Annotated in this window: 23 protein-coding genes; 15 read left to right on the forward strand and 8 right to left on the reverse strand. The window is 57.1% G+C overall.

Annotated features, from left to right (window positions below):
* Window positions 1-19 precede the first annotated feature (19 nt).
* Together NL126_RS21395 and NL126_RS21400 are read right to left on the reverse strand one after the other, a co-directional pair.
* Complete coding sequence (locus NL126_RS21395) at window positions 20-907, reverse strand: DUF8172 family protein (RefSeq protein ID WP_255199004.1); 888 nt, start codon at window positions 905-907, stop codon at window positions 20-22.
* Between the two features lie 68 nt (window positions 908-975).
* Window positions 976-1272 (reverse strand): helix-turn-helix transcriptional regulator, encoded by a 297-nt coding sequence (locus NL126_RS21400; protein ID WP_255199024.1) that lies wholly within the window; start codon window positions 1270-1272, stop codon window positions 976-978.
* Window positions 1273-1634: 362 nt separating this feature from the next.
* Here NL126_RS21400 and NL126_RS21405 point away from each other — a divergent pair, with 362 nt between their 5' ends.
* Window positions 1635-3989 (forward strand): heavy metal translocating P-type ATPase, encoded by a 2355-nt coding sequence (locus NL126_RS21405; RefSeq protein WP_255199005.1) that lies wholly within the window; start codon window positions 1635-1637, stop codon window positions 3987-3989.
* Window positions 3990-4287: 298 nt separating this feature from the next.
* Here the strand turns inward: NL126_RS21405 and NL126_RS21410 are convergent, their stop codons facing one another.
* Window positions 4288-5484, reverse strand: a complete 1197-nt coding sequence (locus NL126_RS21410; RefSeq protein WP_255199006.1) for a hypothetical protein — start codon at window positions 5482-5484, stop codon at window positions 4288-4290.
* Between the two features lie 183 nt (window positions 5485-5667).
* Between NL126_RS21410 and NL126_RS21415 the strand changes: the two genes are divergently transcribed.
* On the forward strand, window positions 5668-6558 hold the full coding sequence (locus tag NL126_RS21415; protein WP_255199007.1) for a rhodanese-like domain-containing protein: 891 nt from the start codon (window positions 5668-5670) through the stop codon (window positions 6556-6558).
* Between the two features lie 579 nt (window positions 6559-7137).
* On the opposite strand, the gene cydB is transcribed toward NL126_RS21415, so the two are convergent.
* Window positions 7138-8142 carry a cytochrome d ubiquinol oxidase subunit II gene (gene cydB, locus NL126_RS21425; protein ID WP_255199009.1) on the reverse strand — a complete coding sequence of 335 codons (1005 nt, stop codon included), beginning with the start codon at window positions 8140-8142 and terminating at the stop codon, window positions 7138-7140.
* The gene (locus NL126_RS21430) at window positions 8135-9559 is read right to left on the reverse strand and encodes a cytochrome ubiquinol oxidase subunit I (protein WP_255199010.1); all 1425 of its coding nucleotides are present in this window, start codon (window positions 9557-9559) and stop codon (window positions 8135-8137) included. The genes cydB and NL126_RS21430 overlap by 8 nt, the downstream gene beginning before the upstream one ends.
* Before the next feature lie 187 nt (window positions 9560-9746).
* On the opposite strand from NL126_RS21430, the gene NL126_RS21435 reads away from it, so the two are divergent.
* From NL126_RS21435 to NL126_RS21460, 7 genes are all read left to right on the forward strand, one after another.
* Window positions 9747-10334, forward strand: coding sequence for a plastocyanin/azurin family copper-binding protein (locus tag NL126_RS21435; protein WP_255199011.1), 588 nt, complete (start codon window positions 9747-9749; stop codon window positions 10332-10334).
* A gap of 235 nt (window positions 10335-10569) precedes the next feature.
* A complete protein-coding gene (locus tag NL126_RS21440; RefSeq protein ID WP_255199012.1) occupies window positions 10570-11100 on the forward strand; it encodes a DUF7471 family protein in 531 nt (176 codons plus the stop codon).
* 207 nt (window positions 11101-11307) lie between these two features.
* On the forward strand, window positions 11308-12723 hold the full coding sequence (locus NL126_RS21445) for an aryl-sulfate sulfotransferase (RefSeq protein WP_255199013.1): 1416 nt from the start codon (window positions 11308-11310) through the stop codon (window positions 12721-12723).
* Window positions 12724-12989: 266 nt separating this feature from the next.
* The gene (locus tag NL126_RS22165) at window positions 12990-13262 is read left to right on the forward strand and encodes a DUF7520 family protein (RefSeq protein WP_434084180.1); all 273 of its coding nucleotides are present in this window, start codon (window positions 12990-12992) and stop codon (window positions 13260-13262) included.
* Window positions 13263-13302: 40 nt separating this feature from the next.
* Window positions 13303-14721, forward strand: a complete 1419-nt coding sequence (locus NL126_RS21450) for an aryl-sulfate sulfotransferase (RefSeq protein WP_434084181.1) — start codon at window positions 13303-13305, stop codon at window positions 14719-14721.
* Window positions 14722-14777: 56 nt separating this feature from the next.
* Window positions 14778-16115 carry an aryl-sulfate sulfotransferase gene (locus tag NL126_RS21455; protein ID WP_434084182.1) on the forward strand — a complete coding sequence of 446 codons (1338 nt, stop codon included), beginning with the start codon at window positions 14778-14780 and terminating at the stop codon, window positions 16113-16115.
* 103 nt (window positions 16116-16218) lie between these two features.
* Entirely contained in the window at window positions 16219-16503 is a 285-nt protein-coding gene (locus NL126_RS21460) for a DUF7967 family protein (RefSeq protein WP_255199015.1), read from the forward strand.
* Window positions 16504-16577: 74 nt separating this feature from the next.
* Here NL126_RS21460 and NL126_RS21465 read toward each other — a convergent pair whose 3' ends face one another.
* Both NL126_RS21465 and NL126_RS21470 read right to left on the reverse strand, forming a co-directional pair.
* Window positions 16578-17303 (reverse strand): CPBP family intramembrane glutamic endopeptidase, encoded by a 726-nt coding sequence (locus tag NL126_RS21465; RefSeq protein WP_255199016.1) that lies wholly within the window; start codon window positions 17301-17303, stop codon window positions 16578-16580.
* 134 nt (window positions 17304-17437) lie between these two features.
* The gene (locus tag NL126_RS21470; protein ID WP_255199017.1) at window positions 17438-18007 is read right to left on the reverse strand and encodes a TATA-box-binding protein; all 570 of its coding nucleotides are present in this window, start codon (window positions 18005-18007) and stop codon (window positions 17438-17440) included.
* Window positions 18008-19246: 1239 nt separating this feature from the next.
* On the opposite strand from NL126_RS21470, the gene NL126_RS21475 reads away from it, so the two are divergent.
* The 4 genes from NL126_RS21475 (at window position 19247) to NL126_RS21490 (ending at window position 21280) form a co-directional block, all read left to right on the forward strand.
* A complete protein-coding gene (locus NL126_RS21475) occupies window positions 19247-20212 on the forward strand; it encodes a transcription initiation factor IIB (RefSeq protein WP_434084183.1) in 966 nt (321 codons plus the stop codon).
* Window positions 20209-20472 carry a winged helix-turn-helix domain-containing protein gene (locus NL126_RS21480; RefSeq protein ID WP_255199018.1) on the forward strand — a complete coding sequence of 88 codons (264 nt, stop codon included), beginning with the start codon at window positions 20209-20211 and terminating at the stop codon, window positions 20470-20472. The genes NL126_RS21475 and NL126_RS21480 overlap by 4 nt, the downstream gene beginning before the upstream one ends.
* 152 nt (window positions 20473-20624) lie before the next feature.
* Entirely contained in the window at window positions 20625-21002 is a 378-nt protein-coding gene (locus NL126_RS21485) for a winged helix-turn-helix domain-containing protein (RefSeq protein WP_255199019.1), read from the forward strand.
* Entirely contained in the window at window positions 20999-21280 is a 282-nt protein-coding gene (locus NL126_RS21490) for a DUF7521 family protein (RefSeq protein ID WP_255199020.1), read from the forward strand. Before NL126_RS21485 ends, NL126_RS21490 begins: the two co-directional genes overlap by 4 nt.
* 22 nt (window positions 21281-21302) lie before the next feature.
* Here NL126_RS21490 and NL126_RS21495 read toward each other — a convergent pair whose 3' ends face one another.
* Window positions 21303-23255 (reverse strand): right-handed parallel beta-helix repeat-containing protein, encoded by a 1953-nt coding sequence (locus NL126_RS21495; RefSeq protein WP_255199021.1) that lies wholly within the window; start codon window positions 23253-23255, stop codon window positions 21303-21305.
* A gap of 86 nt (window positions 23256-23341) precedes the next feature.
* Between NL126_RS21495 and NL126_RS21500 the strand changes: the two genes are divergently transcribed.
* Window positions 23342-24094 (forward strand): ABC transporter ATP-binding protein, encoded by a 753-nt coding sequence (locus NL126_RS21500; protein WP_255198906.1) that lies wholly within the window; start codon window positions 23342-23344, stop codon window positions 24092-24094.
* Complete coding sequence (locus NL126_RS21505; protein WP_255198907.1) at window positions 24091-24918, forward strand: ABC transporter permease; 828 nt, start codon at window positions 24091-24093, stop codon at window positions 24916-24918. Before NL126_RS21500 ends, NL126_RS21505 begins: the two co-directional genes overlap by 4 nt.
* Window position 24919 lies beyond the last annotated feature (1 nt).

Raw genomic sequence — 24919 nt, forward strand, 5'->3', positions numbered from 1 at the left:
CGCCGAGCTTCGCGACTGATCAGAACATTTCTCTGAAGTCCCGTTCGACGAGTCCGCCCTCCAGATACGTGATGAACTCTTGTTTCGTTGGTCCTTGACGGTCGAGCAGATCGTCCCGTTCTGCTCGTTCGAGAACTGCCTGCGCAAAGTCCGTACAGTGGGATTCATGCTGCTCAGCGTACTGCGAAAGGGCTTCTCGCCAGTGCATATCCAACTCGAACTCGGCTAATCGAATTTGGATCCCGTCTTTCCGTTCGACGAGGTCGACATCCAGGTCTTCGAGTTGCTTGAAACGGAGGTTGTTCCGGCGGACCGTGATGAGCCGCTTGGAATCAATGATGTAGGGGTCAACCCACTCTCGCCAGGTATCGTCGTCGACGTGTGTTCGTGGCATCGCAAAATCCGAGTCCACACTCTCAATACAGAACTGCAGCATAGCGATGCCAGTTCGATGATTCGCATTCGGGAGGGAATGTCGGAGAATCAAATTCGACATCACTTCTCCAGCGACGGTCGGAAGTGGGGCTCCCCAGGACACGTGATCGAGTGCCTGCTGGATTTTTTGCGGTTCGAACTCCTTGTAGAGCCGAAACTCATCCTCCTCTCGAACATCGACAGCTGCTTCGAGCAATTCCACTAATCGGAAGGCGACAACTTGCCCAGCACGAGGAAGGTCACGAATACGGTCGCTCAGCCATTCCTGATCGAAGTCAATATCTTGAGCTGATTCGATCTCTGAATCGCCTTCATAGAGCACATAGACCGGAGCTTCGAAGGGGTACCCGATGAGCTTTGTCGACTCGTCGGATTGCTCTCGCTGAGACCGGATTTCTGCTACCGATGCCGAGCTATATTTGAGTGAGAAATTCTCGGCCTGTGGGTGGTGATAGAAGACGAGCCGAGCCATCTCACTATGTATTCGTGGGAAGTGGGTAAAGCAGTCCCGCTTTTATATTGAGTTCTATTTGCCTGGTTCTACGACGTAGTGGGTGCGTTCACGTCCTTTAAATACTGGCTTTCCCACTCACGTCGCGCCTCGATTTCCCGCACTCCGCGTTGTGTGACCGTGTACACGTTCGTCCGTTTGTCGAGTTCACCTTTCTCCAGGAGGCCTTTGCCGACGAGGTCGTCGAGGTTTGGATAGAGCCGCCCATGATTGATCTCTTGTTCGTAGTAGTCGTCGAGGTCGGCCTTTACTGCGAGCCCGTGTGGTTCCTCGAGCCCGGCGATCACGTACAAGATGTCCCGCTGGAACCCAGTTATATCGTGCATCCGTCTGTTCCCTTTTTTGATGGGTGGCATATGTTCTCTCTGGAACTCAAAGGCGGAGATTCGGGCCGAGGGTATCTACTTAGTATACTCATCACCGAACAGCGTTTAATACCGATGCATCTGTATCACTGGTAATGACCTTTCAGCCGAGGCTGCCGGTGACGTTCCGTGGCTGTACTCGACCAGCTGTCAGCCCGTGGTAATCAATTGTGTCTCCATCACAGTCACCATCTTCTACGTGCACGCTTTGTGGTGAGGCTGTCCCCGACGATCGAGTCGTGGCTGAGGAGGACATCGTATTCTGCTGTGATGGATGTCGAAACGTCCATCGAGTGCTTGGTAGCGATGGAGTTCATAGCCAGATGGCCCCGACAGACAGCTCTGGAGCGGACGAATGCGATGCAGACACGCGTCGATCGGGGACTGAGGAACGAGCCTTCTTCCAGGTCGACGGGATGCACTGTGCGACGTGTGAAGCCTTTCTGGAATCGAATGCTGAGGACTGTGCGGGGGTCACCGACGCTGCAGCGAGCTACGTAACCGAGACGGTACGTGTTGAATACGATCCCTCGACCGTCTCAGCGAACGCCCTCTGCGACGCGCTGAGTCCCCTCGGCTATACGGCAGCGATTCGTGACGGTGGTAGTGATCGTGCGCCGTCTGTAGTCGGAAGATCGCGTCGGCAAGACCAGATTGGCGGTCGAGATATAGACGAGCTACTCGGCTTTCGCTACGCTGTTGGCGTTATCTTTGGGACGTTTATGCTCCTCCCGTACGCGGCGCTCCTCTATCCGGCGCAGCTCTCGTCGTTCTTCGGAGATGGGACGCTCGATATATTCGCCGGGGCGTCCGGGATCGGCGGTGGAGACGGCTTGTTGATCCTGCCGCTCTTTCTCGTTCTGACGGGTGTGGTCCTCGTATTCACGGGACTTCCGCTGTTGCAGGGGGCGTACGTCAGCCTCAAAATGCGACAGCCGAACACGGATCTCCTTGTCGCCCTCTCCGTGGTGAGTGCCTACGTGTACAGCACGATCGCCTTTCTTCTCGGTCGAATCGATGTCTACTACGACCTGACGATCGTGATTGCCGCGAGTGTGGTGGCTGCGATCTTCTACGAATCATTGAGCAAGCAGCGTGCGATGGATCGCTTGACAGACCTTACTATTTCGCGGGTCACTGACGCCAGACGATATGACGCCGATGGGACGACGACGGTTGACGTGAGCGATCTCGAACCGGGAGATAAAATCCTCGTCCGTGAGGGCGAACGCATTCCGGTCGATGGGATGCTTGCCGAAGACGAGTGTACGGTTGATGAGGCAGTCGTGACGGGCGAATCGCTCCCTGTGCTGAAGCAAGCGGGCGACGACGTCGTCGGCGGTGCGGTCGTTACGAACGGCGCTGCTGTACTTACGGTGAGCGACAGTGCCTCCAGCAGTATCGACCGCCTCATCACGTCAGTCTGGAATCTCCAGAGTGGGAATCACGGTGTCCAGCGACAGGCCGATCGGCTCGCGTCGTTCGCTATTCCGTTCGTCGTAGGTGGATCAGTCCTCGCCGGAGGTTGGTCGCTCGTGAGGGGGTCTGGCATCCTGATCGCCGTCCTGACGACGCTGTCAGTGCTCTTTGTTGGGGGTCCATGGGCGCTCGGGCTCGCCACTCCGCTCTCCGTTGCAACGAGTATTGAGGAAGCAGTGAACCGCGGCATCGTCGTGTTCGACGAAACCGTCTTCGAGCGTCTTCGGAACGTCGACGTTGTCGTCTTCGACAAGACAGGCACCATCACGACCGGCCGGATGGAGGTCCTTGAGGTGGATGCACCGGCTGACCTCTTGGAAGTCGTCGCGGATTTGGAACGAAGAGCATCGCATCCGGCGGCGGACGCCATCGTAACCGCATTCGCCCAGCAGGATCGAGATGGCGAACTCTCGAAATCGGATGGTGGTGTTGCTGATCAGCGTGTCCCAGAGAAAGCCGAGCGCGTCATCGAGTTCACGAGCCACGCGAGCGGCGTCGAAGGGGTCGTCGAGGACACACGGGTTCTCGTGGGCAATCACGATCTCTTTGCAGAACTCGAGTGGTCTGTCAGCGATGCCATCGAGACGCGGGCAACAGAGGCACGAGACGCCGGTCAGCTTCCGGTCATCGTCGGTCGTGACGGACGGGCGGAGGGCGTCATCGTCGTGGGCGACGAGCCACGGGCGGGCTGGGACGACACGCTCACACAGCTGAGTGACCGTGATATCGAGATCGTCGTCCTCACCGGCGACGACGAGGCCGCTACTGAATTCCTTGGCGAGCATCCTGCGGTCGACCACGTGTTTGCAGGGGTTCCGCCTGCTGGAAAGACCGCGACGATTCGCCGACTACAGTCCAGGGGGCAGGTCACGATGGTCGGTGATGGGACGAACGATGCACCCGCCCTTGCGACAGCTGATCTGGGGATCTCGCTCGGCGGTGGAACGGCGCTCGCGTCCGATGCGGCGGATATTTCTATCGTCGATGACGACCTTTCAGCGGTCGGGACGACGTTCGACCTCGCAGATGCGGCTCGGCGTCGCGTCAGACAGAACAATGCAGTGGCAGTTCTCTATAATGTAGTTACGATTCCACTCGCGGTAGTCGGGCTGTTGAATCCGGTGTTCGCGATGGGTGCGGTCGTGACGAGTGGCGGTCTCCTCGCGGCGAATTCGTTTCGGGATCTGATCGGCGAGTAGCGGTTTCAAAGTCGACTTGATAGATGGCATTTCAATCGAGTGGAGACGATTTCTGCGTCGTCACTCGGGAGATTCGAATGCACCGAGGCCCGCAAATCCGACTGCGAATCCTACCACAATAATAGCTCCTGAGAGGATCTGGTAGAACGGCGACGACGGAAGCAAACCGGTCGCGAGTGTTCCGGTAACTACCAGTACCGCTGCCAGCCCCAGATAGAGGTACTGTCGCCGTTTATTCTTCATATTTTTAGACATTCGCACGAACCGCCCGATATGTTCTCACGGAAGATGCGTCACCTCAATCTGCCGGGACGATAGAGGCTGACTGGTTTGGCTGGCGGGCCGATTCGACCGAATAGAGCAGACTACCGGTAAACAGGAGGAGACTCCCGACGATGAACAGCGCACTGAGCGGCGAGGCGGAATCAACGAACACCCAGTAGAGGGGTGCGGCAATCGTGGGTCCCGCGGCCAGTACTGCGATCTTCGCGACGAGTGGCCCACAGCAACCACAGGTACACGTACCGACGATTGCCGCACTCCCGGCGGTCCCTTCGGTCATGCCGGCTCGTTCCTCAACGCGCCAGTGACGGGCGATGAGAGCGGCGTTCAGCCCGATGAGTGCGCTCAACATCCCGACGATGATGGCTTGGCCTGGTGAGACTGCCAGGAAGAACGGGATATGCGGAATTGCGATCTCGAGCGTGGGCCATGTGACCAGTTGATAGATACTGGGAAGGACGACGACTGTCAGTTCGTGCGGGAACCCTTCCTCGGGGAAAAACGAGAGATAGCCCGTGACGGAGATGAAGAACAGCGCAAGCACGATGCCGACCCCGATGCCAAAGCGTCGAGCGACCGGATCCCGGAAGACAGCTCGAAGGATGTGTCCTGCGTCTTTCCAGACGACGTATCCGACGAGGAGTGGTGTCGCCAGGACGATCGCGTACCCGAGCGGGTGGGTGTCACTCGCGTGCCCAGGAATGAGATAGGGGTACGAAATCCACAGTCCCATCAGGATGCCAAGGAAGGTATACCGCGGACGGGTCGGCCAACGAAGCCAGCCGATGGCGAAACTCGCGAGCACGATTCCCAGCCCAGTTCCGAGTCCGAGGAGTGGATACCACGACCGGGGGAACGGCATAGAACTCGCACCGTACGTGGGATCGGGTGAAAACCCCTCGAAGAGGACGGCCCCGAGCGCAGTCACCGCGATGCCGACGAATATGGCGTAAAGCGCGACTGTTGGCGAGATACGCTCTATTCGTTTGAGAAGAACGGCACCCCCGATGAGGACGACACCGACGAACGCGAGGGCGACGCCGTGGCCTTGGGAGAGCCCACCGGTTGCGGTTGCACCGTGGGCAGAGGCGACGGGAACCTGTGTGAGTGTGAGGACGAAAAGAACGAATAGCGATACTGGACGGATGGATCCAAGCCGGTGGAACAGTCCGCGTATATTTTCGCCCGTCGCTCGATCCCGGTCCGGGAGCATTAACGAGTCTTACTGCGCGAACCACTTCTACCTGACTGATTTGGTCGAACTACTAGTGTCTGGATCGGGAGCGGTGTGCTGTTTGTTATGTCCGTTCATATTCGGTCTATAGTATCCGTTAGAACGTTTCACCTGCTACCGAACCACAGCGCTTTACTCGTGCAAGTCGATTGATTCACCATCGTGAGACGCCGTGAGACCCTCGCCGGGCTGGGTGCGGGACTGACAGGTATTCTGGCCGGGTGTTCCGGACGTTCTGGTAAGCCGGACGAAGAGACGTATACTCCGAGTGAAACGGCGAGCCCGACCGATGGGGGGCGTACCCCGTCCACTGAGGCGCCGTTCGAGCATCTCGGAACCCTCGATGGAACGTTCGTAGTCAATGGCGACTTTCCGGCAGATGGCGACCCAGGAGACGGGTTCCCACCGGAGTTCCCGAACCCCCCTCCGAAACCGGATGTCGACGAGAGTTCCTTCGAGACGCTCGACGTGAACGGCGAGGCCGTGACGCTCACACCGATCGACGTAATCGAGGTCTGGTACCGCCGTGCGGAAGCACGTTTCGTCGACGCTCGTGGGCTCGGTCAGTACAGGCGATCGCACATCTACGGGAGTGTACTCTCAACGGCACAGCGGGGATCAACTGGGGGCGGAATCGAAGAGTGGCCGAAGGACGACCGCATCGTGACCTTCTGTGGCTGTCCCCACCATCTGTCCTCTATCAGGGCGGCTGGGCTCCAGAAGGCCGGATTTTCGGAGGTGTACGTGATCGATGAGGGCTTCGGCGTCTGGGCGGAACGCGGATATCCGATGTCCGGTCTCAGATCGACGACGCAGAGCGACATCTCCGAGCGAGTTATCGAGGGTGAACTTGATGCACGCTACGCTGGTGAGTATGTATGGGCGGCTGTGGACCGTCAGTACGAGGCTGCCCCCATCCAGGAAGACGGGCGCTTTACACTCGTTCTGAAGTTCTCGGGCGTGACTGATGAGACCCCAGTTCGCGTCTCTACGCCCACCTACACGGTAACTCGACCGTTGGGCGAGCTTACCTCAGAAATTTCCAACGGCTAGCGAGCGATGCGTCCGTCGAGGTGAGATATTTCAAAGCAGTATCAAAGCGGATTCGATCGGCAGGGGAAAGCAGTCAGAGTAGACAGCAACCACCCACTGCTGGTGGAGCGACATTGGATGAGGTGCCTGGGATCAGTCAGAGCTCGACGTGGACGGAGTCGCTGTATCCGATCGTCTCTGCTCTCTGATCGAATCGTAAACGAATCCAGTTAAGCAAAATCAGTTCGCGAAACTGAGTCCGTCATACTGAGATGACTACGTAGCGTTTGCATCGGAGGGAATCCATTGCTTGATGAGTTCGTTCACGTTGTAGAAGAGGACTCCGACTGAGGCGAGGGTTGTGACGAAATAAATAATCAATCCTGGCGGGCCACCAATCGATGTCCCAATTGCACCTCCACCGAACCCAACAACCGTGAGTTCGATCCACGTCACCAAGATCCGAGACAGCAATCGGGGTTCCGAACTGGACTGTGTTGATGTCATCTTCTCAGGTCACCCTATTCACGAACTGATGTTGATTCCTCATTGGACTCGATCTCCACAACTCAACGACACGCTGTTGCCTGATTGTGCGTCTCATCCGTAGGTTTCCTCAGTATCGACGGGACCGCTGAACGCTGAATAGAGCACGACAAAGTATACGAGCACGATCGGCAGCAGCACGCTCGCCATGATCGACATGAGATTGAGCGGAAGCGTCGAAATGATTGCCTCTCGGATGGTGAGTCCAGCGGTCCGATCGACGACGGGGAACAGAAGGGTCGCAACGAGCCCTACGAGTCCGAAGACGAGCGCGGCTGTCGCCGCGAACGCGGCGTAGTACCGACGGCTGCGGAGCGCGACGACGTAGATTCCCGTCAGGGTCGCAGTGAGAATCACAAGTGCAACGACGGTGGGTGATCGGAACGAGAGGCGTAGTGCTGGTTCGGTCACGTATATCGCTCCGAGAGTGATGATCGCTCCACCAAGATAGCCCACGGCAGCTCGGACACCGTAGTTCTGCATCTCGTCTCGCAACGCGCCGCGGGTTTTCAGCCCGAGGAACGCCGCCCCGTCGACGATCGTGAGGACGAGGACTGTGACACCACCGAGGACCCCCACTGGGGTGATCAGGCTGGTCGCTCCGACCAGCCAGTTCATCACGAACAGCCCCAGCAGAAACGGTGTCACGGTACTTCCGATGACGAACGAGTAGCCCCAGAGTGTCCGCCAGCGGTCGTCTTCACGCTCCTCGTACATCTCGGGAGCGAGCCCTCGGAGCCCGAGTGCGGCGAGAATCGCGAACATCAACAGATAGTACCGGCTGAAGAGGTTCGCGTAGACGGACGGAAACGCCGCGAATAGTGCTCCACCGAAGACGACGAGCCAGACCTCGTTCCCGTCCCAGAACGGCCCGACAGCGGCCAACAGCTGTTCTTTCTCGTCGGAGTCGTCACGGGTCGCAAACAGGACGCCCACGCCGAAATCGAAGCCGTCGAGAAAGAGGAACATCCCGAAGATGAAAAACAGCAGCGCGAACCAGAGCTCGGCGAGTGGTAATCCGAATAGCGGCTTCGTGGCCAGCGATCCGACGTTAGTCACCGGACGTCACCTCTGACTCTGGGACATGGGCAGCATCACTCTGCGTGAGTTCGTCTCTCGATGGCGGCCCCGCTCGGATGATACGACCGACGACGTAGGTGTAGAGGCCCAGTAACAGGATGTATCCAGTAACGAATCCGAGGAGAGTGAACGTTGCTTCGGCGCCTGTGAGACTTGGAGAGACGCCGGCACTCGTCTTCATTACCCCCTGAATGACCCACGGTTGTCGCCCGACTTCGGTGACGATCCAGCCGACCTCCACAGCGACAAATCCCAGGAGGGACGACGCCATCAACGCCTTGTGTAACAGATCGTCCTCGAAGAGTTCGCCCCGCCACCATCGATAGGCACCCCAGACGGCCAACAGGATGAACCAGAAGCCGAGTGCGACCATGATTCGGAACGCCCAGAAAACGATCGCCACTGGTGGGGCTTTCGTCGAGAAGGATTCGAGGCCGCGTATCGTTGCCTGTGGGTTTCCGCCACTCGCAAGCCAGGATGCACCACCGGGGATACCGATGCCGAAGAGTTCTTTCGTGCGTGGATTCAGTAGGTCGTTGACATCCGTGGGGAACGCAACAATATACTCGGGGACGTAGGAGTCTGTTTCCCAGACGGCTTCCATCGCGGCGAATTTCTGGGGTTGGGTTTCAGAGACGTGGCGGGCATACTCATCACCCTGAATCACCTGCAGTGGCGCCGTGATGAGCAAGACGACGAGCGCGATTTTGAGCGTCTTCTCCCAAACATCGATGTGTTCAATCGGGTAGCCCCAGACGTGGTGCCGGAACACGTAGTAGGCGGCGACGCCGGCCATAAAGAGTGCGACCGACTCGACGGCCGCGTTCTGCATATGAATGAACATGTACGGGAATCTCGGATTGAGGTACGCCGCGACTGGGTCGGTAAGCTTCACAATTCGCTGGCCGTTCTCCACGACGATTTCGAACCCACGCGGCGTCTGCATCCACGAGTTCGCGATGAGGATCCAGACCGCTGAGAGCCACGTTCCGAGCCCAACGGCAAGACTCGATACGAAGTACTGCCGGTCCGACACCCGGTCACGGCCGAAGACGAAGATCCCGAGGAACGTCGCCTCCAGCATGAACGCCATCATCCCTTCGAGGGCAAGCGGGCCGCCGAACAGTTCTCCGGCAGTCGTTGAGAACGCGGCGAAGTTCGTTCCAAATTCGAACTCAAGGACGAGCCCGGTAACGGTTCCCACGACGAAGCTCACTGCAAAGATTCGTGTCCAGAACCGACGGAGCTGTTCGTAGACTGGTTTCTTAGTGCGGATCTCTTTCCAAGTGAAATAGATGAGGAACGGAGCGAGACCCATGCTCATCACTGGGAAGATGATGTGAACGATCGTAGTGAGTGCGAACTGGAGACGGCTGGCAAGGACGGGATCAACCATCGATCTCACCTTGACAGATGGTTCTACTGGTCTGAACGATGACCCGCAGATCGAATAAAGAATTAATCCACATCAGGTGGAATGCCATCACTCTGACTTTGCGACCTCGGTACGTCAAATCAAGGCGGTATCCTACGTATTGGGAATCCGCCTTTGCCACTTAAGCTGGGGGGTTTGATGAGTAGATATGGAACGTCGACGACTAGTCAAGACAGCCGGAATTGTCGCAACAGGTGGCGTAACCAGTCTCGCCGGATGTAGTAGTTCAGGGAACGGAGATGGTGGCGGTGAGCCGACCACGACCGATACCCCGGCGACGACGGACGGATCGGGAGAGCAAACAACCGATGGCTCGGGCGATTCGAACACGGTCATGATGGTCACCGAGGGCGGCGAGTACTATTTCGATCCGATTGGCCTGTTCGTCGAACCCGGAGAGACGGTCACGTTCAAAATCAAAAGCGGAAGTCACTCTGCGACCGCATATAAGCAAGGAAAGAGTTCGGCCTCGGTCACCCGGATTCCCGAGGGAGCGGAAGCATTCAATAGCGAAACGCTGAGTGAACAGGGTGCGACCTACGAGCACACGTTCGAGACCACGGGGACGTACGATTACTTCTGTATTCCACACAAGTCCCTAGGGATGGTCGGCCGGATCGTCGTCGGCGAACCAGGCGGCCCTGCCGAAGGGAGTATGCCGCCGGATGGAGACGTCCCCGAGAGCCAGCCCATCGTCGAGCAGGGGAGTGTCCAGTACAGCGAATTTTCTGGATAAGTCGGTCCCAGCCGCCCGCAGATATTCAATCAATCTTCAACGAGGCCTTTTGTCGGTCAGTATATGACGCTGATTCGAGAGTTATACCAGAATTTGTTTTCGAGGGCGCGCGTATAACGAACAAAATGGAGAAGCGTCGACATACTGTATGCTGGCCAATATCCCATCAAATCAGGGATATACTGTCCGTCAGCTGGGTATACTGGCGTCAGCATAGAATGGTGGTAACTGCGGTGTGTACAGTGTCCTCGAGACGTATCTTCGAACCAAGCACGTGGCGCACGGCCACTCCATCACCTCGAAGGACAACTGGATGATCGGAAGAAGCGGCGTCTTCTCTGAGGAGGTTGACACGCAAACTGGATTTGCTTCGCTCATATCTCCACCGAGTTATCGAACCGTACTGCACGTTGGGTCCGGACACCAGCCCATCGACACCGCATTACTCCCAGTACTCTTTATTGGTGGACTAGCCTCGTCCGTGCTGGTGACAGCCGGTATCATTGCCTTCTCCCGTCGTCAGGCCCGTTCCTATCTGTTCGTGGTTCTAGCCCTTGGAACGCTAGTTATGAAGGCCTTGCTCGGGGGTTTAGCTCTGAGCGATATCATCCCAATTAGCCAGCATCACCTGATCGAACACGCTCTTGATATGCTGTTAGCCGTGTTTCTGTTGATCGCTGTCTACGACGCTCGCACGTCACCGAGCCGTTACAGCAATACGGGTGAACAGTCCGAAACGGACCCCCCATCCAACCAGTCTACGTAGTCGCCCGACGCAATGTTGGCACGCACCAGAACGCTGATGAGTAGTGTGATTTGAACGCAACTATCCCGGGTACCGCTACGTAGCGTAACGCCTGAATCCGCACTCTCAGAACGCTGGTTACGTACGTCGTTGGGAAGCCTAACAACCTCTGAACGACATGACTCTCAGCTGTCTCAAATTACGACCCATATAATCAAATCCGATTCGATGAAATCCCATGACATAGTGGTATCAAAGCGTTCTGTTCGACTTCTGCTCGCCGCTGTCGTCTGTCTCGCGGCTGGCGGCCTACTCTATGGATTCGTAGCTGGGGCCACTGACGACACGTTTGAGAATAACCTTACAGAGCAGGGAATCTCGAACTCTCACCAACAAGTCGCCCCGCCCCGAGAAAACGTCACTGTAATCGCCACTGACTCGAATTCGTGGCGTGGCAACGCGAGCGATGGGCCACGAGCGCGAGCGGAACTCGTCGCGTTCAACCCGAACGGAAGTGTTCGCTACTACAACGATTCGCACACACGGTACTGGGATGTCGACCAGGTGCCGGGTACGCGGATGACTGTCGAGTATATGTACGCGGATCACCTGGAGCCGTCGGCCTGCCCGGACACATGGAACACCAGTATGCGGCGGGTGGACGCAACGATCTGGCAGCAATACGAAGACGCCCGCTCGAGTGAGGCGTGTACGCGGAACGGGTACGAGCGGGTCAATCTGACCACCGGGGAGGTTACACAGGTTTGGTCCGAAATAACGCCCGGGAAGGAAGCGACGCGCTATCACGACGCCGACCGCCTGAACGAAACCCACCTAGCCGTTGCAGATATCTATCTCGATCGGGTGTTCGTCGTCAACACGTCTTCGGGGGAAACCGAGTGGACGTGGAACGCCAGCAGTGCATTCGATAGGGAATCGGGCGGTCCGTATCCCGAAGATTGGACACATATAAACGACGTCGAAGTGCTTGACGACGGGCGAATCATGGTGAGCGCCCGTAATCAAGACAGAGTAGTGTTCCTCAATCGGAGCGGTGGAATCGATAAGGGATGGACTCTCGGGACGGAAGACGACTACAGCGTGTTATACGAACAACACAACCCGGACTATATTCCCGCTGAACGAGGTGGTCCGGCAGCTATTGTGGCCGACTCGGAGAACAACCGTGTCGTAGAGTATCAACGAACAAATGGAACGTGGAATCGCACGTGGACGTGGCGAGATGGGCGTATGCAGTGGCCCCGTGATGCCGACCGGCTTCCGAACGGCCACACGCTCATCACGGATTCGAACGGAAACCGTGTGTTCGAGGTGAACGAACGAGGCGACGTTGTATGGAGTGTCAACATCGCCTTCCCGTACGAGGCCGAGCGAATCGGAACTGGTGACGAAAGCACTGGCGGCCCCAGCGCAACCCAGGCAACGCTACAGTCTCGAACGGGTGGCCTGGGAGATCGGCTGCAAATCGCAATCAAGCAGATACTTCCCGGGAAATATCTCAACGGCCTTATGTACATCACGCCTCCGTGGATGGGACTTGCAGAACTCTTGGAACTCGTGGTGCTTCTCGTGGGAGGCGTGGTGTGGGGAACGACCGAGATCGTCTGGTGGTATCGACGATAGGGGTCGCGCTCAGCCAGTCGGCCGGGGCCTTGACCCACAGCTCTCAGTTAGTCAGCTTAGCAAGCGGAAGGTCGTGTTCTCTCGATGCCCTATCTCATACGAATTCAACCTTATGCGGAACGAACACGGCGCTTTCCCATCTAATAGGAATCCGGCAAGACTCCTTACATTACAAACGAGGACGTAGCAGTACCCGATACCCCCAATAGAATGGTTGTGAATTCCGACGCAGAGGCCACTCACTCGATAGGTAATCTAGAGTAACTATGGATGATAATCCCAGTCGTAGAGGTGGTAGGAATCTTGTCCTCGTAGTGTATCTGATTATCGTTCTGCTCACTGCAGGACTCGGCTTCATTATCGGTGTGATCAGTCCACAAGGACTGGATCCGGAGCTGTTTGGGGTCGTCCAGCTTGCTCCCACACCCACAGGAACAGCCGTCTATGGCGGCGCGACGATTGGTGTCTTGCTCGGGGTCCTTCTCTTGCTGGTCGTTTTCGTCAGTCGCCGATACGATGATGCCGAAGTGAACCGATGAGAGACAACTCAGACACTGCTCACACGATGAAAAGAAACGTATGAATCGAGATGACCTACCCATCCCGGTGCCCTCGTCCCGAAAGACGGGTGTGCGGGCACTCACACTGCTGCTGATCCTGGTACTCTTGACACCGACAGCGGTGTCGGCGGTTACGTACCAACCCACGTCCCTCCAATCAGGGACGATGGAACGTCCTGCAAACGGAACGACAGTCATCTCGGTTCAGGGCTTCAAGATTGCCGGACAGAACAGCGGGAAGAAACCAGCCCGCCTCGTCGGGGTCGGCCCCCGTGGAGATGTCAACTGGGAGTACAACGGGGAGGAGAACGGGATCGTCTGGTTTTACGACGTTGACCCACTCCAGAATGGGTCGCTACTGATTACTGGAACCAAGCCCGGAAAAACGGTGGTTACCGTTTGGGATCCTGAGTCGCAGCAGACCCAGTGGTCACGAACGTTCGACTGGGAAGACACCCACGACATCGACCTCGTGAACGGCGATCAGTTGCTCGTGGCGAATATGCGGAACTACAACGAAACGACCGGCAACAACAATGACCGGCTCCTCCTCTATGACCTCGGAGAGAACGAGACGGTCTGGGAATGGAAGTTCCGCAACCACGGGTACAATCGTAGTGGTGGTGGAAAGTATACTGACGACTGGACACACGTCAACGACGTGGATAAAATCGGTGACGGCCGGTATCTGGCGTCACCCCGGAACTTCGATCAGGTCATCGTTGTCAACCGATCTACGGGGAACGTCACCCAACAGCTGGGGAGCGATGGCAACCTCTCGACGCTCTATGAGCAGCACAATCCCCAGTATCTTCGAGGTGAAGGGGGGACTCCTACGATGCTCGTCGCCGACAGTGAGAACGACCGTATTGTCGAGTACGCAAAAACGGGGGGAGAGTGGGAACGGACCTGGACGCTCCGGGGTAAATTCAACTGGCCCCGTGACGCCGACCGACTGCCGAATGGGAACACCCTCGTTACAGACACGTTGAACCACCGCGTTATGGAAGTGACACCGAGTGGGGAGGTCGTCTGGGAGTTCTATGCTCCGTGGGGAACATACGACGCGGAGCGAATTCAGCTCGGTGATGAACCAGGCGGCCCGACGATTCGAGAGCAGAATGCAACCGGCACAGTGACGCTCCAGGGAAGTGCAGCGTTGACTCCCGGTGCGAGTGAACGATCGACCTTCGCCGAGTGGTTGTCGAACACGTTCGCAGACACCCCGGTCGATTCAGAAGCGTCGTGGTTCGCTGAACGGTGGGCCCACGTGACCCCCTGGATCAGGCCCGTCTGGATGGGGCCGTGGGACTTCGTGCGTACACTTGTAGCAGGGGTTCTGCTCCTGGGCTGGCTTACAACCGATGGGCTATACCACCGCGCTCAACTGTACTCCCGTCTTCAGAACGCCATACGCCGATGGAAGGAGACGATATGATGAATCTCGAAACAGCAACGCAGGTAGCTACCACTACGAGGCGTTCTCGCTAACCAATGAGCGAACCTCGTCCCAGGGCAGCGATTTGGAACCGCTTTCAACAGCTACCCGCCAGTACACTGTTGGCTGTCAGCGGTGTTGTCCTGTTCGTCGCCATGCTCGGGGTCAGTGCCGCTCTGGCCCCCTCGATTGGTTCTACGCCCAGCGAGGGCTATCAAGAACGCACGCTCGTCGGCTCGCAGGGAGGCGGTCCCGGGTGGCACCAGTACGGCAGCGTCTATCTGCTAAATGGGAGTTCCGTTGTCTGGCGTGAGGATGCTGCTGAGAGCTATTTCGATGTCACGCGAACCGAGAATGGAACCGTTCTGGCTGGATTCATGGATGGGGGGTACGAAGCCTGCGGCCCATACGAGTCGCCCTGTGTTCGCACTGGGTTCCAGGTCATTGACTCGGACTCCGGTGAGGTTCGCCCAGGATACAGTTTCCCAGTTCGGACCCGGACGAACAGCGAGGTACACGATGTCGAACAGCTTCAGTCGGGCGAATATTTGCTGACGGACATGGAGTACGAGCGTATCTTCACGGTCAAAGACGGCGAGGTAACTTGGCAGTGGAACGCGAGTTCCTTCTACGATGCTCCAGCTGACCCGACACGGACCGACTGGCTCCACATCAACGACGTAGATGTCATCGACAACGGCCGCTATCTCGTCTCCGTTCGAAACGCGAACCAGCTCCTCATCGTCGAACGCGGTGATGGAGTCGTCGAGGTAATTAACGAGGACCGATCCAACCGTAATGACGACAATTGCCGCCAGTCTGGCCAACTCAGAGATACGGACAGTGACGGCGACATTCGCTGTGGTGACCCAGCGGTTCTGAACCACCAGCACAATCCGCAGTGGCTCGGGGAGGAGGCCGTGCTGGTCGCCGATAGTGATAACGACCGCGTCGTCGAACTCCACAAACAGGATGGCGAGTGGCAGCCCTCGTGGACACTCACTCGAACAGGCGGCATCGCGCTCGATTGGCCTCGTGATGCCGACCGGCTTCCCAACGGGAACACGCTGATAACGGATACGCTGAACCGGCGCATCGTCGAGGTGAATGAAAACGGTACGGTGGTCTGGAGTTACCAAACCAAGCGAATCCCGTATGAAGCGGATCGACTGCCAGTTGGCGAGACTGTCGGTGGACCCCAGTCCGACACGTCCAGCGTGGACGACCCAGGTTCTGAGGGTTCGATACCCGGACTGTCGATACTGTTAGTCGGACTTCGAGCACTCTACCCAGGGCTCCCGTTTTGGTTCGGGGAGATTCAGCTTCTCGGGACCTTCATCTCGATTGGATTGACTCTGAGCGGCGGAGCTCTCCACGTCCGCCAACGAAGGTAAATAGTCTCCGCTTTCCGATTTGTTCTCGTATCTAGCAAGTGTTTCGACTCGCTGCACGTGCGTCTCCACCACGCATTTCCTGATGATGGGCGAACGTGGGACTATGCCAGGTGACTCGGAGGCCGGGGTACGCGTGTGGCTAGTCGAACGGACGTATTCTGACGACGAGCAAAATCTGATCATCCTCACCTACGCGACGCCTGACGGCGAGCAGTACTTCCGAAAGGAGCGCGCACTCACCTCCTTCACGGATGTCCGCGACACGACAGCGGCAGTCGATGCCGACCCGGCCAATCTCGGCTCGGTCGACGATCCGGAGCTACAGGAGCAATACTCGGAAGAGGCCCAGCGGATGCGGAACGAATATGATCCTGAGGACGTGATTTGAGTTCTGTCCACCGGAACTCGCGACATCACCATCGAAGACATTCGTGAACTCGAAAATCGGGGCTGGTGAATGTATCAGGCTCCCGTAGCTGCCAGATACGCACTGGCGAACTGGGCTGCATTGTATGCGCCGTGAATGAGAGCCGGCACGACGAGGTTGTCTGTGTACTCATATGACGCGCCGAGAACGAGCGCCAAGACGAACACGAGCCCGATATACACCAACTTACCATCGCCAGAAAGCGAGAAGAGGTGGATCGAGGCAAAGAGGAGACTTGCAAGAACGATCGCCCGGGCTGGGTGGAACGATTCCCGTAGCGTGCCCTGGATGATTCCTCGGAACAGCAGTTCTTCACCAGGGCCAACCAACAGAAACGAGAGAGGGATAAGAACAAGGAACACTGTCGGGTTCTGCTGGCCAATCTCCGTGATTTGATTTTGAGCGGCATCGAGGCCAAAGTACGAGATGACAGATGAAGCCACTATGAGGATGGCTAACAGGGCGAGGATTCCGAGAACTGTGATACCGAGTTCACGCCAGTTCGGAATCGAGAACGGGACGAAGTCGAGGTCAAGGTTACGAACCTTGAGATAGATGACTGCCACGCCTCCGAAGGTGACGCCCTGTAACAGGACGGTGCTGAGGAACAACTGGAGAGATGGGCGGTTCACTACATTGACACCGAAAGCGGAGAGCATCCCTCCGACGATGGCTAAAACGACGGCTCCGAGGATGAACGACCCGAAGGTGAGGCCGAGTGCCGATAGAACGGAACGGATACGCGGTGACAACGAGGCCATTCACGTACCACCAATCGGCTTGGACACCACTAACGTCTGTTGGTGACTGGCTCGCGTTGAGAAGCAGTTCGACCTGATATCTGAGGTATCTGGCCCGTGACTCTCCAGCTGAAATCGTTCGTGGAAGGGACTGTTCATTGATTCAAGAGGCCGAGGTCACCGAGTCGGTTCTGGACGATGTCGATCGCCTCTTCGGCTTCCTCGATGGAACTACCACCGGTGATTATCGTTTGTCCGCTCCCGAATAGAAGAACGACGACGCTCGAATCGTCAAATCGGTAGACGAGTCCAGGGAACTGCTCGGGCTCGTACTCGATATTCGTCAACCCGAATCCGATCGCTGCAGCATTCAAATTCAATCGTTGCCCGAGTTCACCACCTACAACCATATTTTCGACGGCAACATCCGGAGTCCCGCCGGCATCAATACCGAGTGAGCGAAGCGTCTCGAAGACGGTGTCGAGGGCTCGGTTTGCCTCCTCTGCACTTTTCGCGCCTGTACAAACCATCTTCCCCGAACGAAACATTAGAACTGCTGCCTCCGGCGTCTGAGTTCGATATAGTAACCCTGGGAACCGTTCTGGATCGAATTCCGTCTGTTCGACATCGTCTGCGAGCTGTTCTAAGTCTAACTCTTGATCGATGCCAGTAGAGACGACCACGTTCTCGATTGATAGTGTGTCAGTTGGTGTTGAACTACTCATACAATTCGTTGGTGTCGCCGTTCGATTAGACAACACACCCATAGGGGGAGTATTTTTGGCGGGTTCCCATTTACTGGGAATCCCCAGAAGGTGTTCGTCCTAGTCGTATAGATACTGGATGAATGCCGAAGACAGATCGGAACCCGAAATCCCCTGCCGACATTTCTGGACAAGATACTGCAGCATTTCAGAATGAAGCACCTTATTTAGATAAATCACCTATGTGGCGTGTGCCTCCTCGGCTGTCAACCACCATCTAATAATCCCCTCGTTATGGCAAGCTTGGAATGTAGTTGTATTGGGCCAAATGGCGTTGCCGAGCGATGGCACCCAGCCTGGGTTCCGATTCAAACGGTACTGAAGTACACCTTCGCAGGGATATTTATTGGATTACTCCTACTGCTGCCGGCTGGGATTGTACTCGAACGGTTTGCGCTCTTCGTGCCGCTGCTTTCCCTTCTCGTGGGCGCGGGGATTGGCTTCCTAATCTGGTTCCGATCGTATACATACGTGAGCGGGACGTATCTTGAGACTGTTACTGACTCACACAAGATCCGTCGGGACAGTGGTTCAACCTCTACTATCTACGCTTCACCACTGTCACCGGAAAACAGCTCATCTCCCGGGCCTGCACCCGTGAACTACACCACGACGCTCGTTGAGACGACTGAAAACTGGTGCTCGATTACCGATGTAACGCTCGATGTCTCCGATTTTACTGTGTCCGAACAGAAGGTCCGTATTCCCGAACGGAAAATCCGATCCCAGTCGTTTGATGGCGAGTCGTTTACGCTGATGTCCGCCCAAGGAAACTGGGAGGTCACTGGAGTTGCGTCCGTGCAAGAAGATGCTCAACTGCAAGTGAACTATCCAGACGGCCGCAAATCTTCAGTTAGTCGTCCTTAGAGGTACTCGCCAGTTACGAGAGGTCGTAGCTGTGGAATCATAAGCAGGAAAATTAATACGATCCCGCCTTTCGTCACGATCTCGACGAAGCCCGGTTGGAGAATAAACGATAGGTATATAATAAGCATAATCACCAATTGTAGGACTGTCGCGACGTGTCCAGAATCCATGTGTCGGGGTTTTCCTAGTCGCAAATAGCAATTGGGCGGTTTCCCAGAGCCTGGGAGACCGCCATACGTTCAATATCGGGGCCGAACGAGACAATATAGAGTCGATTGTGGACAGGTGCCAGCGTTGTTTCGAGCCCTCAACAATAGTGTCCTAACTGAACTAATGGTAGAAAACAACCTGCGAGATCGACCTGAAGAAGGTTCGGAGTTCGAGATGCAATCTCAAACGGTGTGCCCAGAGTGTGGGGGTTCCATCGGGTACGACGAAGAGCACGGAGAATCCTCTTGTGAGAACTGTGGATTAATCGTCGATGCGGAGGAGATCGATCATGGTCCAGAGTGGCGAGCGTTCCATTCGGACGAACGGGATTCAAAGAGCCGAGTGGGAGCCCCGACCTCTGAACTCAAACACGACAGGGGACTTAGTACGACGATCGGGTGGCAAGACAAAGACGCCTACGGACGTTCGATATCCGCCAAGAAACGAAGCCAGCTCCACCGACTCCGAACATGGGACGAACGGTTCCGCACGAAAGACTCGCACGAGCGAAATCTCAAGCAAGCTCTCGGGGAGATCGAACGGATGGCGTCGGCACTAGGGCTCCCGAAACCTGTTCGAGAAACAGCAGGTGCCCTCTATCGACGGGCTGTGAAGGAGAACTTGCTTCCGGGACGCTCGATCGAGGGGGTAGCATCAGCAAGTCTGTATGCGGCAGCCCGACAACACAACTCACCCCGTTCCCTGTATGAAGTCGCGACTGTGAGTCGGGTCGAAAAGCTTCGGATTCAGCGCGCCTATCGATATCTCTCTCAGGAACTCTCATTAGAAATCAAACCGACAGACCCCAATCAATTCGTCCGGCAGTTCGCTTCTGCTCTCGACGTAAGCGAGGAAGCGGAACGTGTATCGCACGAACTCCTGGAGGTGGCAAAGGAGCAAGGGGCTCACAGCGGAAAGAGTCCAACTGGGCTCGCGGCAGCGGCGCTATATGCTGCAACCCACTTGACGAACGAGCAGTTAACGCAGGAAACTGTTGGGAACGCCGCTAACGTGAGTCAAATCACGATCAGGAACCGGTATCAAGAGCTGTTAGATATCTATGCGACCCAGGAGGACACTCCCGTATGAAATCGAGTGAACGTGCTTCAGAGGGCTTGCATAGTAAACCGACATTCACCCGTGAGGAAGTTGAACAGAAAATACTCGAAACACTCGCTGAGCACGGACCTTTGTCCATCCCGGAGATCGCTACCGCCATCGAAATGCATCCGATCACGGTCGATCAATCGTGTTCACGACTGCTCGAAAGGGGCTCGATTCATCCCTGCGCTCGAGGAATCTTCGGTGTTTCCACGCCGGTTGAGTACCAAGCTGAGAAAGACACCTAGGTCGACTAGTGGAGGAGATCTTATGACAAAAAGAGAACCGTCCGGTTCTGTCCTTCCAATTGGACGCCCTCATATAGTCAGAGCCAGTAACCGACAGAGGGGCCTCAGTTGCATTCGCTCGGTAGATTGTCAGAGACACTCACTCGAAACAAATGGACCGTGACCCAGCAACCGGGGATGCTTCGCCATCGCTCCAGGACATCCTCACAGCGCTGGACGACCCTGATTGCCGTACCATCCTCCGTGAAACCGCCGAACCCATGACTGCCAACGACCTCATCGATGCCTGTGGCATCCCAAAATCAACGCTGTACCGGAAGCTAAATCGTCTGAGTGACGCTGCGCTCGTTCGGGAACAGGACGAGATCAATCCCGGAGGTGGTCGTACCACGAGGTATGTCCGGGATTTCAAGGATGTGAACATTTCAATGGATAACGACGACGAATTCTCGGTGACGGTAGAACGACCGCATCGGAACGTCGACGAGCGGCTGGAAGATATCTGGTCGAAGATGGGTGAAGGATTATGAGTTCGATTGCATCCGCAATCATCGTCGTCAAGACAGTAATTCTCCTATTGGGTGGAGCGATTACCTACATCGCATACCGTGCCTATCGTCGCACTCACTCTGCCTCTCTGCAAATGCTTGGAATCGGGTTTGCGGTTATTACCCTCGGGGCATTCCTCACAGGTGGAGCAACGCTACTCTTTACGCTCTCCTTGGAAGCCGGTGTGTTGATTAACAGCATCTTCGTCGCGGTAGGGCTCGCCGTCATCATGTACTCGCTCCATCTAGAGCGCGGGTAAGGTAAACAGGACTGCGAACGGTTCACGAAACGTATTCCCAGGGGTCGGGGTCGGTATGCTGACCGGTTCTGTTGGACCGCAATTGCACAGATTCGATTGTCCGACTACGAACCGGACGAGCCAGTGGTTTCGTATCCACGACCCCTGCGCCCCGAAGCCCCGGCATTAGCTGCTGTAACTGTCGAATCGACGCGAGCGCCGGCGACCGGGCGAGCGTCGGCGCACCTGTCGTGGTCGCCATCCGTCCATCGACCGGACCCGAGGGCCGAAACGCACGGTCGAGATGTCGATGTCGATCTCTGTCGCGATTCAAGCCGGGAGCGCCGGCCCAGTAGTTACCTTCCCAGACGTGCAGCACGTTCCAGTCCTGAGTCGTTACGTACTGTCGGTTTCCGACGAAGTCGTTCGACCTAACGCGATTAAAGGGCAGTAGCGCACCGCTCTCTGCTCCGATCCGGTTGAACGCGAATACGTTCCGCCAGTAGACCGAGAACTGACCGTGGACCTGCGCTCCCTTGCGGTTGTGCAGCAGCACGTTCCTCGCGACGAAATTACTCCGCCCTTCGACGATGATACCGTTGTAGCTATTATGAACCCGATTGCCAACGACGACGTTCCCGTACGACCGGGTCTCGGCGTAGATACCGTTCCAGACATCGTCGATAGTGTTGTTCCGCGCAACGAGCTTTGGGGAGAAGAGGTCGAAGACGCCGACCATCATCCCGGTCGCCGTCGTATTTCGGACCACGACTTGTGGCGCATCGTACGCATAGACGCCGACTTTCCCACCGTAGAACTGGGAGTCCTGTACGATGATGCGAGCGCCGACAGTCGATACCCCGAGGAATCCGTCTTCCCATCGTTCAGTCCCGTAGAGGGAGAGGTTCATGACGACCACGTTCCGACTAGTACGGGCAAGCACGCCGTTGGATGTCGTGTTAATACGGACATCCGAGACGAGCGACCGTGCTGCGTCGTCGAAGACGATCGCGGCGTCACCGTAGCCGTGAACCTTGTAGTAGCGGTACTTCCAAGAGTCCTTCTCAACGGAGGCGGTGACGTTGCGACCTTTGCCACTACGCTTGGGCCCAACCCCCGAGATCGACACTCCGGAAATCGCTGTCCGTGGAGCGGATGAGACGATGACGCTCCCATTTTTATCACCAACGAGATGTGTCTGTTCGGGTCCGGACCCCCGGATGGTCAGCGGTTTTGAGATGGTGAGTGACCCGACCTGATAGGTGCCTGGTGGAACGATAATAGTCGAGTTCGGAGGTGCCTGTCGAACCGCTGTCGTAACCGTCGGCGCGTCTTCACCGACGGTGACGGAGACGGGACGGTCGAGCAGCGTACGGGCGCTCGCGACCGCCTCGTCGGTCCGGGCCGTTCGGCGCTCGGCGACGCGCTGCCACGCTTGGACTGTTCTACCGGCTCGCCCGACCGAGAGTTGTTTTACCGCGCCCCACCGATGTACTGTCCCACCGTATTTGTTGGCGAATTCTTCGGCATCGGCCCGAGTCGAGAACGGGATGATAGTCGTATTTTGTTCTGGAACGCGGGCACTGCTGTTCACTACGAAGTAGGCATTCCGGGCTGGTATCCATTCTGTCACCTGCAGATCCGGCATCCGGAGGTAGCCGTCGTCCCCCACCCTGACCTTACTCCCCGAGAAACTGGTCACGTAGATCGCGAGCGGCCGACCGACTTCGCGCTCTCGCTGGGTCTGGACGCCCGCAACGAGCGAGGTTACGCCATAGTAGCCGACGACGTAGCGGTACTGGGTGTAGAACGCTTCGGCGCGTGGAATCACGAGTGTAGAGTCCTGCACCTGCTGGACAGCGCGGTCGGACAAGCCCGTCGGCTTGGTATCCTCGAACGGTATCGTCGCCGTTGTCGTAGTCGAACTCACGGCGAACGGTGCTGCGCCCAAGAGGAGCACCGCAATGGCGATAACCGCGACAGTACGCGGCCTCATTCCCGTCTCGCTACGTGTTCCTCGTGTAAGAATCTCGGGCCCGTCCCCTGGGCTTTAGAGGCAAGCACGACGAACCATCCGATACGATGGCTGAGGACGACGAGGAGCAGACCCCAGATACCCCCATTCTTTCGGTCGATACGGTCGACAAGTCGTTCGGCGAGGTCGACGTGCTCGATGGGATTTCATTCGAGGTCGACGAAGGGTCTGTGACTGCGGTTGCTGGCCCGAATGGGTCGGGCAAGACCACGCTCTCACGCATCGTCGCTGGACTCGACAACCCGACCGACGGGAGGGTCACCGTACGAACCGCCGCGGAGCGCCCAGTTGGTTATCTCCCACAGGCCCCTCGATTCAGACCGATGTTCACGGTCGAAGAGACGCTCAAGAACTACGCCAAACTCCTCTCGACGTCGCCCCCACCCGATGAGGCCCTGACAGAGGTCGGGCTCGAGAACGTCCGCGACCGACGCGTCGACGCGCTCTCTGGCGGAATGCGGCGGTTGCTCGGACTCGCGCAAGGGTTCCTTGGGTCGCCCCCGATTCTGGTGCTCGACGAACCGACGAGCGGACTCGATCCACGAATGACCCGTCGCTTCTTCGATGTCTCCGCGACGCTCGCTGACCACGGAACGGCCGTTCTCATTACGACTCACGACCTGACCTACGCGAGTGAAACCGATGCCGTCGTCGTGCTCCATCAGGGTCACGTCGCCACACAGGGGACACCAGAGAGGATTCTGTCCGAGGCGGGAACTGACACGCTCACGGAGGCGTTCTTCGAAATTGTCGGAACCGATCCCACCGTCCAGTCTGGGATTCGGGAGGCTACACGATGACGGGCCGCGCCGAACGGTTCACGACGATTTTCGAACGGGAACTTCGGACACTTGCACGGTCGCGATCGGTGTGGCTTCTCGCAATTGGTTTCTTCGGATTGACGGTTACCGCGGCGCTGTTGAGTGGGACGAGTGGCTACGTCCCACTGGCGCTCACGCTACTCACGCCGCTCGAACTCGTGCTTCCGGTGTTCGCTGCGGCGCTAGGGTATCGTGCCATCCTCGCCGACCGCCAGCGTGGAGAGCTCTCGATGCTCCGAACCTATCCCCTCGACGGCTACGCGTACACAGTAGGTGTCTACTGCGGGCGTCTCACGGCGTTGCTCGGAATCATCGTCGTGACCTTATTGCTCGCGGTCATTCTCGTTCCGGTACTCAATCCCGACCCTGCCGCTCTAGCTCGAACTGCGGGCCTCGATTCACCGCTCTACTATCTCAGATTTGTCGTGCTCACGGCCGCCTTTGCCGCTGTCATCCTTGCATTCTTCATCTTCCTTTCGGCTGTCGTTGGTACTGCCCGAAGGGGGCTGGTTGGCGCGATTGTTGGCGTCCTCGTCGTCTCGATTGGTCTCGACCTCGCGATAGTTCTGGGACTGGCCAGCGGTGTCGTTAACTCGGGGGCGTTACCATGGTATCTCGCGGTAAGCCCCGCGAGTGCGTACCGTGGTCTGGTGATGACGTACGTCGTTGCCCCCGTGACGACTACACCGGTGCGACCTGCCATTCCAGCTGCAAACGCTGTCGGACTCGCTATGTGGGGGTTGCTATTGCTTTTGGGAGCTGGTTCGTTTGTTTGGGGTCCAGTGACCTACGTCCAAGAGTGAT

This window comes from Halorarius litoreus, from assembly GCF_024362405.1.
GTDB classification, from domain to species: domain Archaea; phylum Halobacteriota; class Halobacteria; order Halobacteriales; family Haloarculaceae; genus Halorarius; species Halorarius litoreus.